Source organism: Paenibacillus sp. FSL L8-0708, from assembly GCF_038009325.1.
Lineage (GTDB): Bacteria > Bacillota > Bacilli > Paenibacillales > Paenibacillaceae > Paenibacillus_AQ > Paenibacillus_AQ odorifer.
Genome location: NZ_JBBPBC010000001.1, coordinates 1,615,099 through 1,630,897 on the forward strand (window position 1 = coordinate 1,615,099; position 15,799 = coordinate 1,630,897).

At 43.6% G+C, this 15,799-nt stretch carries 17 protein-coding genes; 13 read left to right on the forward strand and 4 right to left on the reverse strand.

All coding sequences use genetic code 11. The annotated features are described in order from the left end of the window. Positions 1-106: 106 nt before the first annotated feature. Positions 107-286, forward strand: a complete 180-nt coding sequence (locus NYE58_RS07525; RefSeq protein ID WP_036679526.1) for a hypothetical protein — start codon at positions 107-109, stop codon at positions 284-286. A gap of 196 nt (positions 287-482) precedes the next feature. After that, a complete protein-coding gene (gene trmB, locus NYE58_RS07530) occupies positions 483-1,199 on the forward strand; it encodes a tRNA (guanosine(46)-N7)-methyltransferase TrmB (protein WP_036679523.1) in 717 nt (238 codons plus the stop codon). Between the two features lie 86 nt (positions 1,200-1,285). Here trmB and NYE58_RS07535 read toward each other — a convergent pair whose 3' ends face one another. Both NYE58_RS07535 and NYE58_RS07540 read right to left on the reverse strand, forming a co-directional pair. Continuing rightward, entirely contained in the window at positions 1,286-2,401 is a 1,116-nt protein-coding gene (locus tag NYE58_RS07535) for a UDP-N-acetylglucosamine--LPS N-acetylglucosamine transferase (protein ID WP_038569210.1), read from the reverse strand. 51 nt (positions 2,402-2,452) lie between these two features. Then, the gene (locus NYE58_RS07540) at positions 2,453-2,980 is read right to left on the reverse strand and encodes a phosphatase PAP2 family protein (RefSeq protein WP_036679516.1); all 528 of its coding nucleotides are present in this window, start codon (positions 2,978-2,980) and stop codon (positions 2,453-2,455) included. A 405-nt stretch (positions 2,981-3,385) separates the two neighbouring features. Between NYE58_RS07540 and NYE58_RS07545 the strand changes: the two genes are divergently transcribed. The 4 genes from NYE58_RS07545 to rplT all read left to right on the forward strand — a co-directional run bounded on the left by NYE58_RS07545 (position 3,386) and on the right by rplT (position 6,054). Continuing rightward, positions 3,386-4,624, forward strand: a complete 1,239-nt coding sequence (locus NYE58_RS07545; protein WP_036679513.1) for a glycosyltransferase family 2 protein — start codon at positions 3,386-3,388, stop codon at positions 4,622-4,624. A gap of 280 nt (positions 4,625-4,904) precedes the next feature. Next, a complete protein-coding gene (infC, locus tag NYE58_RS07550; RefSeq protein ID WP_036679510.1) occupies positions 4,905-5,402 on the forward strand; it encodes a translation initiation factor IF-3 in 498 nt (165 codons plus the stop codon). A gap of 60 nt (positions 5,403-5,462) precedes the next feature. Further along, positions 5,463-5,663: a 50S ribosomal protein L35 gene (gene rpmI, locus NYE58_RS07555; protein ID WP_036679507.1), complete on the forward strand. Its 201-nt coding sequence runs from the start codon at positions 5,463-5,465 to the stop codon at positions 5,661-5,663. Positions 5,664-5,694: 31 nt separating this feature from the next. Continuing rightward, entirely contained in the window at positions 5,695-6,054 is a 360-nt protein-coding gene (rplT, locus tag NYE58_RS07560) for a 50S ribosomal protein L20 (RefSeq protein ID WP_036679505.1), read from the forward strand. A 129-nt stretch (positions 6,055-6,183) separates the two neighbouring features. Here the strand turns inward: rplT and NYE58_RS07565 are convergent, their stop codons facing one another. Further along, positions 6,184-6,726: an acyl-CoA thioesterase gene (locus NYE58_RS07565; protein WP_341001523.1), complete on the reverse strand. Its 543-nt coding sequence runs from the start codon at positions 6,724-6,726 to the stop codon at positions 6,184-6,186. A 309-nt stretch (positions 6,727-7,035) separates the two neighbouring features. On the opposite strand from NYE58_RS07565, the gene NYE58_RS07570 reads away from it, so the two are divergent. The 5 genes from NYE58_RS07570 (at position 7,036) to NYE58_RS07590 (ending at position 12,340) form a co-directional block, all read left to right on the forward strand. Continuing rightward, positions 7,036-8,085 carry a BMP family lipoprotein gene (locus NYE58_RS07570; protein ID WP_036679503.1) on the forward strand — a complete coding sequence of 350 codons (1,050 nt, stop codon included), beginning with the start codon at positions 7,036-7,038 and terminating at the stop codon, positions 8,083-8,085. A 179-nt stretch (positions 8,086-8,264) separates the two neighbouring features. Then, on the forward strand, positions 8,265-9,803 hold the full coding sequence (locus NYE58_RS07575; RefSeq protein ID WP_036679500.1) for an ABC transporter ATP-binding protein: 1,539 nt from the start codon (positions 8,265-8,267) through the stop codon (positions 9,801-9,803). Then, entirely contained in the window at positions 9,796-10,869 is a 1,074-nt protein-coding gene (locus tag NYE58_RS07580; protein WP_036679498.1) for an ABC transporter permease, read from the forward strand. The genes NYE58_RS07575 and NYE58_RS07580 overlap by 8 nt, the downstream gene beginning before the upstream one ends. Next, entirely contained in the window at positions 10,870-11,826 is a 957-nt protein-coding gene (locus NYE58_RS07585) for an ABC transporter permease (protein ID WP_036679496.1), read from the forward strand. It abuts the gene before it with no gap. 184 nt (positions 11,827-12,010) lie between these two features. After that, entirely contained in the window at positions 12,011-12,340 is a 330-nt protein-coding gene (locus NYE58_RS07590; protein ID WP_341001525.1) for a hypothetical protein, read from the forward strand. 22 nt (positions 12,341-12,362) lie between these two features. On the opposite strand, the gene NYE58_RS07595 is transcribed toward NYE58_RS07590, so the two are convergent. Continuing rightward, complete coding sequence (locus tag NYE58_RS07595; RefSeq protein WP_036679492.1) at positions 12,363-12,809, reverse strand: GNAT family N-acetyltransferase; 447 nt, start codon at positions 12,807-12,809, stop codon at positions 12,363-12,365. A gap of 591 nt (positions 12,810-13,400) precedes the next feature. Between NYE58_RS07595 and ilvB the strand changes: the two genes are divergently transcribed. Together ilvB and ilvN are read left to right on the forward strand one after the other, a co-directional pair. Then, positions 13,401-15,143, forward strand: a complete 1,743-nt coding sequence (ilvB, locus tag NYE58_RS07600; RefSeq protein WP_036679490.1) for a biosynthetic-type acetolactate synthase large subunit — start codon at positions 13,401-13,403, stop codon at positions 15,141-15,143. Continuing rightward, complete coding sequence (gene ilvN, locus NYE58_RS07605) at positions 15,140-15,628, forward strand: acetolactate synthase small subunit (RefSeq protein ID WP_170914191.1); 489 nt, start codon at positions 15,140-15,142, stop codon at positions 15,626-15,628. The genes ilvB and ilvN overlap by 4 nt, the downstream gene beginning before the upstream one ends. Positions 15,629-15,799: the final 171 nt, after the last annotated feature.

The following is a 15,799-nucleotide window of genomic DNA, read 5'->3' on the forward strand; positions in this document are numbered from 1 at the left end:
ATGTTATATTCAGAGTGTGAAAAGCTGCTGTGGCATAAAGAAATTCATCCAGGAGTTCATAATTTCGTGTCGTCCGATCCATAATAATAACCGTGAGGTGATAGCAATGAATTCTCAAACGGTATATGCTGAGGGTAAAGATTCGATTGAAGTGCATTTAACGCCAGATGAAGCCCTTGCACTAACGGGCGTGGAATTTAACGGCAACCCTAAGATCAAGACAGATGCGCAGCGTAAAATTCGTAGCGCATTCGAAAAAAAGACATTTGCCACAAACACAAAGTAAATCCTGATCTGCCAGACAAGAACGAAATTTATTTCCAATATACAACAACGAAGGAATTCCTCTGAACAGCTCATTTAAGAGCTGAACCAGAGAATTCCTTTTTCTTTTTTACCGCAATCCCTTTACTTTTTGGGACAATTTCGGCACAATATTGCAAGTGACAGTTATCGTATAAGAGATAATCGGAGGAATACCTATGCGTTTACGCGGAAGAAAAGGAATACGTGAAAGTTTGGAAGAACAGACGGATTTAGTCATTCTAGATCCTCGGAGTTATAAAGGTGAGTGGTCCAAGCTGTTCGGTAACGATCATCCGATCCATGTGGAGTTCGGAATGGGCAAAGGACAGTTTATCAGCCAAATGAGTTTTAAATATCCTGATATTAACTTTATCGGAGTGGATATGTATGATGAGCTGATCCGCCGTGCTGGAGATAAGGCTAGAGCAGTATGGGAGCCGGCAGGACATGAAACACCGCCTAACCTGAAATTGGCACTTGCAAATATCGATTATGCTGAGGAAGTATTTGCTCCGGGAGAGCTTGAACGGATTTATCTTAATTTCAGCGATCCATGGCCTAAAAGCAAGCATGCCCGGCGTCGTTTGACACATCCGCGTTTTCTTGACAAATATCGCGGTTTGCTTAGCGATCTAGGTGAAATTCATCTGAAAACAGATTCCCGCAGTCTTTTTGAGTTCTCATTAAATGCCTTTGCGGACTTTGGCTTGCAGATGAAAAATATTTCTTTGGACCTACATGCAGATGGCATCATCAACGAGGATCATATCATGACAGAATATGAGACGAAATTTGTCGGACGTGGCGTGAATATCCATCGTTGCGAGGCAATTGTAGGCGCAGAAGCACTCAAACAGTATCAGGCTACCCGATTGGATAAATATCGGTTGTAGTTACAAAGCACTGCTCCATAAGGCATGCTTCAATAAAAAAGCGGCAAGTCTCCATGTGGTTTGGAGGCTGCCGCTTTTTTTATTAACTATTCCAATAATTCGATGATACTCTGAGCACATTGTAACGGGTGATAGCGAGCGATTTCTTCAAGGTGGAGTTTGCGCTTGTTTTGCACATCCTCATAGTTGTTCAAGAGGCGCTCCATCCACATTTCTACAACCTCTAAAGATTCGATGGGTTCTCCGAAGCCGGCTGCAGTAAAGTAGCGGCAATTCTCCTCCTCCTGACCGGGAAGAGGGTGATGGAAGAGCATCGGAATACCCTTTGCCAGCCCTTCACTGCAAGTCATTCCACCCGGTTTTGTAACCAGCAGATCGGAGACCTCCATTAGCTTGTGGATTTCACGCGTAAAGCCGATTAAGGAAATATTAGGATGATTATAATGCGGGTCTTCTTTCATTTCCTTTAGCAGCAGCTCATTTTTGCCGAGACAGAAAACAATTTGAATCTTGTCACGCCATTCCGCCAGACAAGCATTTACCACTTGGTCGTTCATGATTCCCCAGCCGCCGCCCATGACTAGAACGGTTGGCATCTCCCGCAGATTGAATTGCTCTCGAATCTCCTGCTTTCCGGGATGCTTCCAAAAATTAGGGTGTATTGGTATGCCTGTTACCTGAATTTTTGTGGCAGGAATATTTCGGCTGCGCAATTTGGATTTAACCTCAGGTGTTGAAACCAGATAAAGGTCTACCTCTGGGCTAATCCAGGTAGCATGCGCATCATAATCTGTTATAACGGTGACGAGCGGCACTTTTAAGGTAGGATCTAGTCTCTTTAGGCGGGATACTACAGCACCTGGAATAAAATGAGTGCAGACAATTACGTCAGGTTTCAGTTGTCTCACAATATTTTTGGCATGCGTATAAAATATACGATGCAAGGCAAGCGTGGTAAGACGATTAAATGATTTCTGGTGACGGTAGACATAACCCATTAATTTTGGCTGTGTCGTTACCGTCTTTCGGTAAGCAGACAGAATAATAGGTGCCATCTTGGGGTTTAGAAAATTTCCAAGTTCTAGCACCTTCGTTTGTAAATTAGGCGATAATTGGCGCAGACTGCTCGACAACGCATAAGCTGCTTGTGTATGTCCGGCGCCAAAACCTTCCGAGAGTATTAAGATTCTTTTTTTACGCAATGTTGATTCACCTATTCTCAAGGGTTTTCCCGGTTATTAACAATAAATGCTTCACATCCATAAGGCTATAGTACCAGCTGCTACGCAGGAACCGATCACTGCGCCAGCTATAACATCTGATGGATAATGCAATCCAAGATAAATACGAGAAAATCCGACAATACAAGCTAGCGGCAGCAGAATAACGGTCATAGCAGGAAACGCCAGCATATAAGGGACCGTAGAAGCAAAGATAGCTGTAGTATGACCAGATGGAAAAGAATGATCCTTTAATGGATTACGAAAAGTATTGGTTTCCGGTAACGCCAGATATGGACGCATTCGCGGGTACAGCTTTTTGGCGATAGCTACGGGTATATGGCTGACAGCTAGTGCTGTCAAGGCTTGTAAACCTGTAGTTCTCCAAGGCTCAGGAGCTAATACCCATATCAGTATATTGATAACAATCGTGCTTGTAGCTCCACCCAAATGAGTAAGGTAAAAGAGCCAAAAGTTCAAAAAACGATTATGCATTCGTCCGTTGATCCACTTAAAAAGATGCCGCTCCCAGAGATGTAGTTTCATGAATAAATGTCTCATATCTAATTCCCTCCGCTAGTCCGGTTACCGTTAACAGATGTTAATGCAGTAATCCGTTCTATAGCTTAGATCTGTCTTAATCATACTTTTTAAAGGTAGTTCATTTCAAGGAAAAGCTCAGGTTTACTCGAAATTTGCCAGTTTTGACTTAGAGCACTATTACGCTTTACAATGATTCAAGCAGACTAAACCTGTTTAAAAGGGTAAGAGATAAATAAGGATTCAAAAAAAGGAATCCATAGAATTCTTTTAAACAGCATATATAAAAATTGTGAAGTCTGCCGAGAATAAGAATACTCTTGGTCTATTGTTAAGGGATGCAACAAAAGGGTCAGAAAGAACGTCAAGCAAGCTAGAGAGAAAAAAAAGAACACCAAGAGTGAAAAAAGGGGGCATCAAAAGGTCATGACAGACGCACTGTTTGTTACGCTCCAAGTGATCTTGGCAGCAATCGCAGTCTATCAGTTTACGTTTTCATTATTCGGGCTGCACAGGAAAAAGAAAAAGACGCAGTATAAGCCGGAAAAATCTTTTGCCGTACTTGTTGCCGCACATAACGAGGAAGAAGTTGTCGGCGCATTAATGGAGAATCTGAAGCAGCTTAATTATCCATCAGAACTGTACGATGTATTTGTAATTTGTGACAATTGTACAGATGGTACAGCTCGCATCGTTAGAGAACACGGCATGAACGCTTGTGTCCGCACCAATGCAAATCTGAGAGGTAAAGGCTACGCAATAGAATGGATGCTTAAAGAGCTGTGGGCTATGCCGCGGCAATATGATGCTGTTGTCATGTTCGATGCCGATAACTTGGCGCATACTGAGTTCCTGATGGAGATGAATAATGATCTTTGTTCAGGTGCACGGGTAATCCAAGGTTATATCGATACCAAGAATCCAGAGGATTCCTGGATTACAGCTGCTTATGGTATTTCGTACTGGTATATTAACCGTTTGTGGCAACTTTCACGCCATAATTTAAATATGGCTAACTTCCTTGGCGGAACCGGAATGTGTTTTGAGACCACACTTCTTAAAGAAATGGGCTGGGGAGCTACAAGTTTGGTCGAGGACTTGGAGTTTACGATGCGTAGTGCAGCACATGGTGTATATCCTAAGTTCAATTATGATGCAAAGGTATTTGATGAGAAGCCGTTAACCTTCAAGGCCTCCTCAAGACAGCGTCTGCGTTGGATGCAGGGGCACTTCACTGTTGCTCGCCGTTATTTTTTTCCATTGCTTTGGCAAAGTATTAAAGAACGCAGCTTAACGAAGTTTGACCTCGCGCTTTATGGAGCGAATGTATATATTGTATTGCTCACTTTTTTAATGACGGCGGTAATGTGGGTGGATATGGCGTTCTTTAACGGACCGAATATCGCTAACATTTACGGCAGCTTGCCGATCTGGCTCAGCTTCCTAGCTATTGGCGCCAATCTGGTGACTTTTGGTATTGCGATGGCATTGGAGAAGGTTACGTTCAAGAAAGTATATGCTTATCTTGTATTCTTCCCGATCTACTTGATCTCGTGGTATCCGATTACGTTCTATGCGTTCTTCACGCAGAACAATAAGCAATGGAGCCATACCAAGCATACTCGCGTAGTACGACTTGAAGAGGTACAAAGTAAGCAGGTATAAAGTTCACGAAATTTCTGCATAAAAGGATTGACACCCCAAATAGTGTGGTGTATAGTATTCAAGTACGCAAATCATAGGGATTGCAAGAAGAAGCACCTGCTTCTCACCTGACTGGCATATTCGCCGGCTGGTTTTGATCTCAATGCTTTATGAATGTTAATGTTCATGAACGTTGATCAAACACGGGGTGTCGGGTGTTACCGGCACCCCTTTTTTATGGAGTTACGTGAGAATAGTTGTTAAAAAGATCCGGAGGTGGAGAGTTATCAGTAAGGAACATATGATCAATGATGAAATTCGGGCCAAAGAGGTACGGTTGGTTGGTGCGGAAGGTGAGCAAATCGGAATTAAACCGATCCGCGAAGCGCTGCAAATGGCGATCGATCTTAATCTGGATCTAGTCAATGTAGCACCACAGGCTAAGCCGCCGGTATGCCGCATCATGGATTACGGCAAGTTCCGTTATGAAACGCAGAAGAAAGAGAAGGAAGCGCGTAAAAACCAGAAGGTCGTTGATATCAAGGAAGTCTGGTTCCGTGCTAACATTGAGGAACATGATTATCAAACTAAGTTCCGCAATGTGATCAAGTTCTTAGGTGAGGGCGATAAAGTGAAGTGCTCCGTACGTTTCCGCGGACGTGAGATTACACACGCGAATATCGGCCAAAAAATCCTCGAACGAGTGAAGAACGAAGTGGCTGATATATCTGTTGTTGAGCGCCAGCCAAAGCTGGAAGGCCGCAGCATGATTATGATTTTGGCTCCTAAAGCTCAATAAATCTGGAGTCACTTGCTTATCTGCAATTTGGCGCCGCATAATATTCAAGGAGGAAACACCATGCCTAAGATGAAAACACACAGCAGCCTGAAAGGCCGCTTCAAAATTACCGGAACTGGTAAAGTAACACGTTACAAAGCTCACAAAAACCACTTGCTGTCCCACAAATCTAAACGCGCTAAGCGCGTTCTGAACGGAAATCCAGTAATGGCCCCTGGGGATGTAAGACGTTTGAAACAAGGATTGGCTAACTTGAAATAGTTTATTACACATTTTTGGGAGGTTTATTAATATGGCAAGAGTTAAGGGCGGATTTGTAGTTCGTCGTAAACATAAAAAAGTGTTGAAATTGGCAAAAGGTTATTTCGGTTCTAAACACCGTATTTTTAAAACAGCTAAAGAACAAGTAATGAAATCGATGGTTTACGCTTACCGCGACCGTCGTCAAACTAAACGTAACTTCCGCAGACTGTGGATCGTTCGTATTAATGCAGCAGCTCGTTTGAACGGTCTTTCTTACAGCAAGCTTGTATACGGCCTGAAATTGGCTGGTGTAGAAGTTAACCGTAAGATGCTGGCTGATCTGGCTGTGAATGATCTTAACGCATTCAACTCCTTGGCTGGTATTGCTAAAGAGAAAATCAACGCGTAAGTGTTGTAATATAACCGAAAAGCACCGCCTGCGGGTTGCCCATGCAGCGGTGCTTTTTTGTGCGGTAAGATAGGTAGGAAGCAGCATTGGGTTTCCCTACATAAAAGAAAAAGCTCTGCGGATGCAGAACTATTCCCAATACTTTATGGTATTTAATTGAGCAGCGAGCTTTTTGCTGATGTTGCGGCGTACTTTTCGCAGCTCGGAACGTTCATTAGCGGATTCATTGATCAGCTTCTCTTCGTCTGTCTCTGGGATAATAGCTGGAACCGGAGTAGGTGTGCCATCCTCTTCGACTGCGACAAAGGTTAGAAATGAAGTGGCAGCGACAGCGCGCTCTCCAGTATATAGATTTTCTGAAATGATCTTTACAAACACCTCTATGCTTGTCCGTCCAGTCCAGGAGACGAAGGATTCAAAACATACGGAGTCAGTAGGCCGAATGGGTCTCAAGAAGTCTACAGAGTCTGTAGAGGCTGTGACGACGTTAGTTCGACAATGGCGCATAGCTGAAATGGAGGCTACTTCATCGATGCCGCTCATAAGCTTGCCGCCGAATAATGTTTTGTGATTATTGACATCATTAGGAAAAACGCGTCCGGTTTTGAAGACACGGGATTCTCGGCAATATTTGAAGGCCGGTGTTGTTTGTGGATGTATTTCTTCGGTCATGATCTGATAACTTCCTTTCAGTGCAATTACTAAGGAATCATAATAATAGAAAACACTTAAGTGTGCAATAATATTTGTAATGGGTTGGAATACTATACAGAGTAAAATCAGGGTTTCTGACATTAACCAGACATAACTGTAACATGCTATGTCATGGAAAGCGGTTACTTGCTAAAAAGTGCAAATTATTATTGACCTGAGGTCATTTATGCACTGGATTTTAGATTTTATTGCAGTTATAATTTGAACTAATGGAATGTCCAAGCAGAACACAGAAGACATCCAATATTTTAAGGGGGATTACATTCAATGAAAAAAGGTTTAAAGCTATCTCTTGCAATGTTGCTGTCTCTTACAGTCGTTTTGACAGGCTGTGGAAACAACAATAACAACGCCGCTAAAGGTGAAACTAATGCAGGAACCAATGCAGGAACAAACGCACCTAAATCCGATTTCAAATTTGGTATGGTTACTGACATTGGTGGCGTAAACGATAAATCGTTTAACCAATCCGCATGGGAAGCATTGCAAGCTCTTGAAAAAGAAACAGGTAGTGGCGTTAAGTACTTGCAAAGTAAATCAAATGCTGACTATGAGCCAAACCTTAACTCCTTCGTTAAAGATGGATACAACTTGACTTGGGGTATTGGTTTTGATCTTGGCGACGCAATTAAAAAAGTAGCTACTGAGAACCCAAATGCTAACTTGGCTATCATTGATAGCGTAGTTGAAGCTCCTAACGTAGCTTCCGTTACTTTCTCCGAAAATGAAGGTTCCTTCTTGGTTGGTGTGGTTGCTGGTCTGACTACAAAAACTAACAAAGTTGCATTCATCGGTGGTCTGGAAAGCCCTGTAATCAAACGTTTTGAAGCTGGCTTTAAAGCTGGTGTAGCAGCAGTTAACCCTTCAGCTAAAGTAACACCTACTTATGCTGGTGGTTATGACAAACCAGACGTTGGTAAATCTCTTGCAGCTACATTGTATAACGACGGAAACGACATTATCTTCCCTGCTGCTGGACAAACAGGAAATGGCGTATTTAACGAAGCTAAAGCTCGTAACAAAGCAGGCGGTTCTAAAGTATGGGTTATTGGTGTAGATAAAGACCAATCCATCGAGTTTGGTACTGACGTTACTTTGACTTCCATGATCAAACGTGTAGACGAAGCTGTTCTTAAAGTTTCTAAAGAAGTAATTGACGGTACGTTCAAGGGTGGTACTACAACCGTTCTTGGTCTGAAAGATAATGGTGTAGGTATTTCTGATACTAAGGACAACGTTTCTGAAGAGATCCTGGCTAAAGTTGAAGAATACAAAAAACAAATCATTGATGGAACAATCACTGTTCCTTCCGAGTAATAGTTAGTCTCCATTTATTGCATTACAATAAGGATCAAAGAATAAGGCCGGTGTTGTGCTGGCCTTATTCCTTGTTAAAGCACTGGTTATGATATGAGGAACATAGATATACCGCCTTACAAAGGGCGGTACATCCGTGTCTATAAGGTAGTTATATATTCTGTGATGAGGGTGATTCCATGAGTGCTGCGGCTCCTGTCGTAGAGTTGAAGCAAATCACAAAACGCTTTCCCGGTATTGTTGCTAACGATTCCATTAGCTTGACGCTTAAAAAGGGTGAAATTCTTGCATTGCTTGGTGAGAATGGTGCAGGCAAGTCCACTTTAATGAATATTGTATTTGGATTGTATCAACCGGATGAAGGCAGTATTGAAATCGACGGGAAACCGGTTATTATTGATAACCCCAATAAAGCTATTGAGCTTGGTATTGGTATGGTTCATCAGCATTTCAAGCTTGTGGAGCCTTTTACGGTGACCGAGAATATTGTTCTTGGGATGGAGCCGAAAAAAGGTCTTAAAATTGACTATAAATCCGCTGCGGAACAGGTTCGGAAGCTATCGGAGCAATATGGCCTGCAAGTGAATCCAAATGCCGTTATTCATGACATTTCGGTAGGTATGCAGCAAAGGGTAGAGATTATGAAGACCCTGTACCGTGGAGCGGATATTCTCATATTTGATGAGCCGACCGCAGTACTTACGCCTCAAGAAATTACGGAACTCATGGCGATTATGAAGCGGCTTGTTGCAGAGGGAAAATCCATTATTTTGATCACGCATAAGCTTAAAGAAATCATGCAAATATCTGATCGGGTCACCATTATTAGACGTGGGAAAGTAATTGATACTGTGAATACCGCAGAGACTAACCCTAATGAGCTAGCTGAAAAAATGGTTGGGCGTGGCGTAACTTTCAAAGTGGACAAGAAAGCTCCTGAGGTTGGTCAATCTGTACTCAAACTGAAGGATGTCAGCAGTAAGAGTAAAGACGGGGTCTCCGTACTGGATGGTCTTAGCTTTGAAGTTAAAGCAGGGGAAATTCTCGGGATTGCTGGCGTAGATGGCAATGGACAAAGTGAGTTGATCCAGGCCATTACAGGTCTGCGCAAAATTGATTCGGGTTCGATTACCGTGTCTGGCAATGAAATTGCTAATTTATCACCGCGGAAGGTTTCAGAGATGAATGTCTCTCATATTCCTGAGGACCGCCACAAGCATGGGTTAGTGCTTGATTTCACCATGAGTGAGAATATGGTTTTGGAAACTTATTATAAGAGTCCTTACAACAAAAATGGCTTTTTGCAAAATGATGTCATTGATAAGTACGCAGCGAAGCTTATAGAGCAATTTGATGTACGTACACCTTCAATAGAGACCAAAGCCCGTTCTTTATCCGGCGGAAATCAACAGAAAGCGATTATTGCGCGGGAAATAGATAAAAATCCGACATTGTTAATTGCCGCACAACCTACACGCGGTCTAGATGTTGGGGCTATCGAATTTGTTCAGAAGCAACTCATAGCTCAGCGTGATCAAGGAAAGGCTGTTCTACTTATTTCCTTTGAATTGGACGAGATTATGAACGTCTCTGACAGAATCGCTGTTATCTATGAAGGGAAAATTGTCGGTGAAGTGTTCCCGCAAGATACGAATGATCAGGAACTGGGTCTTATGATGGCAGGCAGCTTGCAGCGGGGAGGTAAGGCAGTTGAATAAGTTCAAAAAAATCTTCACAACTGACAGCTACATCGTTCCTCTGGTTGCCATCGTGCTTGGTTTTCTTGTGGGAGCAATAGTTATGCTTCTGGGCGGTTATGATCCGATAACTGCTTACTCCGCACTGTTCAAACGGGTGTTTGGTAATTTGTATAACTTTGGTGAAGCTGTGCGCGAAATGACACCATTAATGCTTACAGGGCTAGCCGTAGCTTTCGCATTCCGTTCAGGGATGTTTAATATCGGGGCAGATGGCCAAGTAATGATTGGTATGACAGCGGCAACAGTGGTGGGTATTAAGATGGCAGGTCTGCCGTCCTTCCTGCTTGTCCCGCTTGCTGTAATTATTGCGGGTCTCTGCGGTGGTTTATGGGCAGGGATTGCCGGTTATTTGAAAGCAAAACGTGGGATTAATGAAGTTATTACCACAATCATGTTAAACTGGATCGCTCTTTACCTGTCGAATTATATCGTTAGAAACTTTTTGTTGCTTCCAGGACAAAATCGTTCCGAGGATATTCCGGCTTCACTTTCCATGACCTTTTTGAATTCGATATTTGATAATGCACGTCTACACTGGGGTACAGCTATTGCTCTTGCTGCAGCGGTATTCTTCTATGTGTACTTATGGAAGACCAAGCAGGGCTACGAAATGCGTGCAGTTGGTTACAATCCACATGCTGCCGAATATGCAGGGATGAATGTTGGACGTAACGTTATGAAGGCAATGTTCATAAGTGGTGTATTCGCCGGTCTGGCCGGAGCAGGAGAGGTGCTTGGTGTATTCCATTATCAAGCTATTTTCGCGGCATCGCCAGGATATGGATTTGATGGTATCGCCGTTGCTCTTCTTGGTTTAACACATCCACTTGGTGTTATTCTGGCTGCGATTCTCTACGGTACGCTGACTTATGGTTCTGCGGGTATGAGTTTTGCTGCAGATGTTCCACCGGAGCTTATTCGTATCGTTATTGGTTCAATTATATTCTTTATTGCGGCACAAGGGATTGTGCGCTGGGTGCTTAAGCCCTTTTACTTCAAGCGCAAGAAAGAGAAGGTGTTATAGATGGATCTGCAGACGTTAGGTCAACTGCTTAATACAACGCTTGTTTTTTCCACAGCGCTCATTTTTGCCTCACTTGGCGGCATCTTCTCTGAACGTTCCGGTGTCGTAAACATTGGACTTGAAGGTTTGATGATGTTTGGTGCCTTTGCGGCAGCAGTAGGCGGTTATTATGCTCAGGACGCTGGAATGGGCGAATGGGCTCCTTGGGTTGGTGTACTCTGTGCTATAGCTGTTGGTGTGCTAGGCTCACTAATTCATGCGGTTGCATCTATAACCTTTAAATCTGATCAGACGATTAGTGGTACGGTTATTAACTTTTTAGCTGCAGGCAGCACGCTCTACATGGTAAAGCTCCTGTTTGATGGATCTGCTGAAACTCCGATCATTGACGGATTCAGCAAGGTTGCAATTCCTGGGCTCTCCAAAATCCCAGTGATTGGTGAAGGGATTTTTAATTCCTATCCTACAACTTATTTGGCCATTATACTGGTCATCGTTATTTATTTGGTTCTGTTTAAGACGCCATTTGGATTGCGTTTGCGTGCTGTAGGTGAGCATCCAAGTGCTGCAGATACACTGGGTGTAAAAGTTAATCGGATGAGATATATCGGTGTAATGTTGAGTGGATTGATGGCGGGTATTGGTGGGGCTACAATCACTTTAACAACAACCGGAACCTTTGGACATAATACAATCTCTGGTCAAGGTTTTATCGCCATTGCAGCGATGATCTTTGGGAAATGGAATCCACTTGGTGCCTTTGGTGCAGCGGTATTCTTCGGATTCTCCCAAGCGATTCGCAACTATGTTCAATTGTATGAGTGGTCACAAAATATTCCTCAAGAGTTTATCTTTATGATCCCTTATGTATTGACTATCATCGTACTGGTAGGGGCTGTAGGCCGTTCCTCTGCTCCTAAGGCATTAGGACAGCCATACGATCCTGGTAAGCGATAGACATGTAACTATTCAAAGCCGTATTTCCGGTCTTTTCCCGGAAATACGGCTTTTTTATTAGGATCAGCAAGGATAAACATTGAGGTAGGAGGGCAAGTGTATAGGCGAAGGTCCTTTCCAACGAATAGACTGTTTTGTAGATGATGCGAATGAGAGGCGTACAAAACATTTAGGAGGGGATCATATGACTAAGCCAGTTACGAAGAAGCAAGTTATGAGACTCGTAGGTAAGGAGATCATTGCAGTAAAAAAAGACGGTACTCAGGTGACAGGTAAACTGCTGCGTGTATCCGGAAATCGTCTGATATTACAACGCGTAAGTGGTAAAAAAGTACAAACCAAAGCAATCATTCCTTTAGTGTTGTTTGATTTGCTTGCCATTGGTACAGCACCTTATGCTTTTGGTGGTGGCTATGGCGGTGGAGTGCCTTATGGTGGAGGTCCTGGCTATGGCAATCCTTATGGAGGCTATGGGTACGGAGGCACACCCTATCCACCTTTCGGATTCTTTTAAGTTCAGTTGAGTTTTGATTTAATTAGATGAACCTTTTTTCCAGTTCGTAACAGAAGCTTAGGGATTGATAACGGGCTACGCTGTAGCCCAATTTTTGATAAAAGGCAAGAGCTGCTGTATTTCCTAAATCGACGGATACCTTAGCCCGATGACATCCGCGTGATAGTGCAAATCGTTCTGCTCGATCCATGAGCATATTCCCCAAGTGTTTGCGCCGTGCTGCGGGTGCTATGGCTAACATATCGATATAAAGTAAATCACCATGCAGCAGGAAATGGACAAACCCCATTGGATCACTCTCATAGTCGGGACAGGCGACTAAGGTGATACCGTGTCCCAGACGACGGGGGATATCTTTTTTGATTTTGGCAATTTCAGTCTTTGGCAAATGAGATAATGGTACAAGCTGTCGCTCGATTAAATCAAGGATAATGACGTCATCCTGCTTGGGCCGACGATAACGGATCATAGAGCGCCCCCTTTCTACGCATTGTCGTACATCATATGTCGGGAGCGGGGTGGGGGTTCCAAGCACGTAGAAGTAGGAGTTGTGACAATATTAAAAATAAGGGTATTGACTTATCCATGTTAGGAATCATATAATGTGTCTAAACATTTTATCGAACATACATGTATCGGCAATGATGAGGACGAAGTTTTAAGGGCTCTTTTGCTCAGAGAGTGTGAGGATCTGCTGCAACCTCCACCGAAATCCCTTATATACGAGCTCACCTCGGAGCTGTTTTCCTGAAAGGTCCACTGGCTAGAGTGGTGGAATTATTAGGGGAAATCGTTTAGTCCGCGTTAGGGACTTCAGGTTACAGAGATTAGGGCCCTTGCCTACATCGATGGATTTTTGTATACCTGATAAGGCGTTGCATCGCGAGATGTAATGCAAACATGGGTGGTACCACGGAAGATCAACCTTTCGTCCCTCACGCGCTAATACTGTGCGTGGGAGGCGAAAGGTTTTTTTGTTTTATAAGGAACCATTTGCTGATGTATAAAGGACGGTCCGTCATTTGCATAATGAATGTTAAATATCGGAGGAGGAATACTGATGAGCGCGCAAATACCGGAATTACGGTCTACTGAGCAGTTAAAAGAAAAATGGATGGAGCCGGAGGTCATTTCCGGTTCCGAGATATTACTCCGCAGCCTTGTATTAGAAGGTGTAGACACTGTATTCGGATATCCGGGTGGAGCTGTATTGTACATCTATGATGCATTGTACGGTTTTACGGATTTCAATCACGTGTTAACACGTCATGAGCAAGGCGCTATTCATGCAGCTGACGGTTACGCTAGAGCAAGTGGCAAACCAGGGGTATGTATAGCTACCTCGGGTCCCGGAGCAACGAATCTTGTAACAGGTATTGCTACAGCATATATGGACTCCACTCCATTGGTTGTAATCACAGGTAACGTATTCTCCAGCCTGATCGGTACAGATGCTTTCCAGGAAGCAGACATTACCGGGATAACGATGCCAATCACTAAGCATAGCTACTTTGTAAGAGATGTTGAGGATCTCCCGCGTGTTATACATGAAGCTTTCCATGTGGCGAATACCGGTCGTAAAGGTCCAGTGTTGATCGATATTCCGAAAGACGTGTCAGCAGCGAAGACGTTGTTCACACCAGTGAAAACAGTGAATCTTCGAGGCTACAATCCTTGTACAGTTCCAAACAAACTGCAGCTTGATAAATTGGTTCGTGCGATTGCGGTTGCTGAACGTCCGATTATCATTGCAGGTGGTGGAGTTATTTACTCCGGAGCACATGAAGCTATGTTCGAATTCGTGAAACGGACAGAGATTCCAATTACTACAACCTTGCTGGGTCTCGGAGCTTTCCCTAGTGCAGAAGAACTTTGGATGGGAATGCCGGGTATGCATGGTACGTATACCGCGAATAATGCAATTCAACAGTGCGATTTGCTCATTAATATCGGTGCACGTTTTGATGATCGTGTTACTGGCAGACTGGACGGCTTCGCGCCAAAAGCCAAAATCGTGCATATCGATATAGACCCTGCAGAAATCGGGAAAAATGTATCGCCTGATATTCCGATTGTAGGCGATGTGAAAACTGTATTGGAAATGCTGAATCCTGAGGTTGGACGCGCATCTAATGCTGATGCTTGGAGAACACAGATTGCTCAGTGGAAGCTAGATCAGCCGCTTCGGTATAAGGATTCAGAAACAGAGCTTAAACCACAATGGGTGATTGAAATGATCAATGACACCACTAAAGGTGAAGCGATTGTCACAACGGATGTTGGTCAGCATCAAATGTGGGCTGCACAATACTATAAGTTCAATCATCCGCGTTCATGGATTACTTCAGGTGGTCTTGGAACGATGGGCTTCGGATTCCCGTCAGCTATCGGTGCACAGATGGCACATCCTGAACGGTTGGTAGTATCGATTAATGGTGATGGCGGCATGCAAATGTGTTCCCAAGAGCTAGCAATATGTGCGATTAACAATATACCAGTCAAAATTGTAGTAATTAACAATCAGGTGCTTGGCATGGTTCGCCAATGGCAGAATCTTATCTATGATAAACGTTACAGCTTTACAGATCTCGCAGGCAGTCCGGACTTCGTTAAGCTGGCTGAGGCCTATGGCGTAAAAGGTCTACGGGCGACGAATAAGGAAGAAGCACGTGATGCATGGCAGAAGGCACTGGAAACACCGGGTCCAGTATTGGTAGAATTCGTTGTTCCAAAAGACGAGAATGTCTACCCGATGGTAACTCAAGGTTCAACCATCGATCATATGCTGATGGGGGATGAATAACAGTGACAAGACATACGATTTCTGTACTCGTAAATGACCAGCCGGGTGTGCTTCAACGGGTGTCGGGTTTGTTCGGTCGCCGCGGATTTAATATTGAGAGTATTACGGTTGGCCAGTCTGAAGAGGTTGGATTGTCCCGGATGGTTATCGTTACTCTTGGAGACCAGCATACGCTTGAACAAATCGAGAAGCAGCTCTACAAGTTAATTGATGTAATTAAAGTCGTTGATCTTGGATCTAAGCCAATGGTTGCTCGTGAGCTGGCTCTGATTAAAGTGAATGCTGATCCAAGTGAGCGTCCGGAAATTATGGGCGTTGTAGAAACCTTCCGGGCTTCAGTTGTTGATATTGGCAGCACTACATTGTTAGTACAGGTAGTTGGAGATACAGTGAAGATTGATGCGATGATCGAGCTTTTGAAACCTTATGGAATCAGAGAGCTGTCTCGCACGGGTATTACGGCTATGGTACGCGGTAACTCTTAAATATTTTATTTTGCGACTTTAACGGATTACTGCTTGATTGCATTAATCTGATATGATATGAATGAACTTCCCGCTAAAGAGCGGGAGCTTGAGGAGCAGCTAGATCTTCTATGAATCCAGTTCTCTTGAAGCACCCGCTCTTTATGATGGGTCTCAAATTAAAGGAGGATA

Coding starts and splice junctions, on each gene's coding strand:
- trmB (WP_036679523.1), top strand. CDS start 483: ATGCGTTTACGCGGAAGAAAAGGAATACGTGAAAGTTTGGAAGAACAG.
- NYE58_RS07525 (WP_036679526.1), top strand. CDS start 107: ATGAATTCTCAAACGGTATATGCTGAGGGTAAAGATTCGATTGAAGTG.
- NYE58_RS07595 (WP_036679492.1), bottom strand. CDS start 12,809: ATGATCCGTTATCGTCGGCCCAAGCAGGATGACGTCATTATCCTTGAT.
- NYE58_RS07540 (WP_036679516.1), bottom strand. CDS start 2,980: ATGAGACATTTATTCATGAAACTACATCTCTGGGAGCGGCATCTTTTT.
- ilvB (WP_036679490.1), top strand. CDS start 13,401: ATGAGCGCGCAAATACCGGAATTACGGTCTACTGAGCAGTTAAAAGAA.
- NYE58_RS07585 (WP_036679496.1), top strand. CDS start 10,870: ATGGATCTGCAGACGTTAGGTCAACTGCTTAATACAACGCTTGTTTTT.
- NYE58_RS07575 (WP_036679500.1), top strand. CDS start 8,265: ATGAGTGCTGCGGCTCCTGTCGTAGAGTTGAAGCAAATCACAAAACGC.
- rplT (WP_036679505.1), top strand. CDS start 5,695: ATGGCAAGAGTTAAGGGCGGATTTGTAGTTCGTCGTAAACATAAAAAA.
- NYE58_RS07545 (WP_036679513.1), top strand. CDS start 3,386: ATGACAGACGCACTGTTTGTTACGCTCCAAGTGATCTTGGCAGCAATC.
- NYE58_RS07590 (WP_341001525.1), top strand. CDS start 12,011: ATGACTAAGCCAGTTACGAAGAAGCAAGTTATGAGACTCGTAGGTAAG.
- NYE58_RS07565 (WP_341001523.1), bottom strand. CDS start 6,726: ATGACCGAAGAAATACATCCACAAACAACACCGGCCTTCAAATATTGC.
- NYE58_RS07570 (WP_036679503.1), top strand. CDS start 7,036: ATGAAAAAAGGTTTAAAGCTATCTCTTGCAATGTTGCTGTCTCTTACA.
- rpmI (WP_036679507.1), top strand. CDS start 5,463: ATGCCTAAGATGAAAACACACAGCAGCCTGAAAGGCCGCTTCAAAATT.
- infC (WP_036679510.1), top strand. CDS start 4,905: ATGATCAATGATGAAATTCGGGCCAAAGAGGTACGGTTGGTTGGTGCG.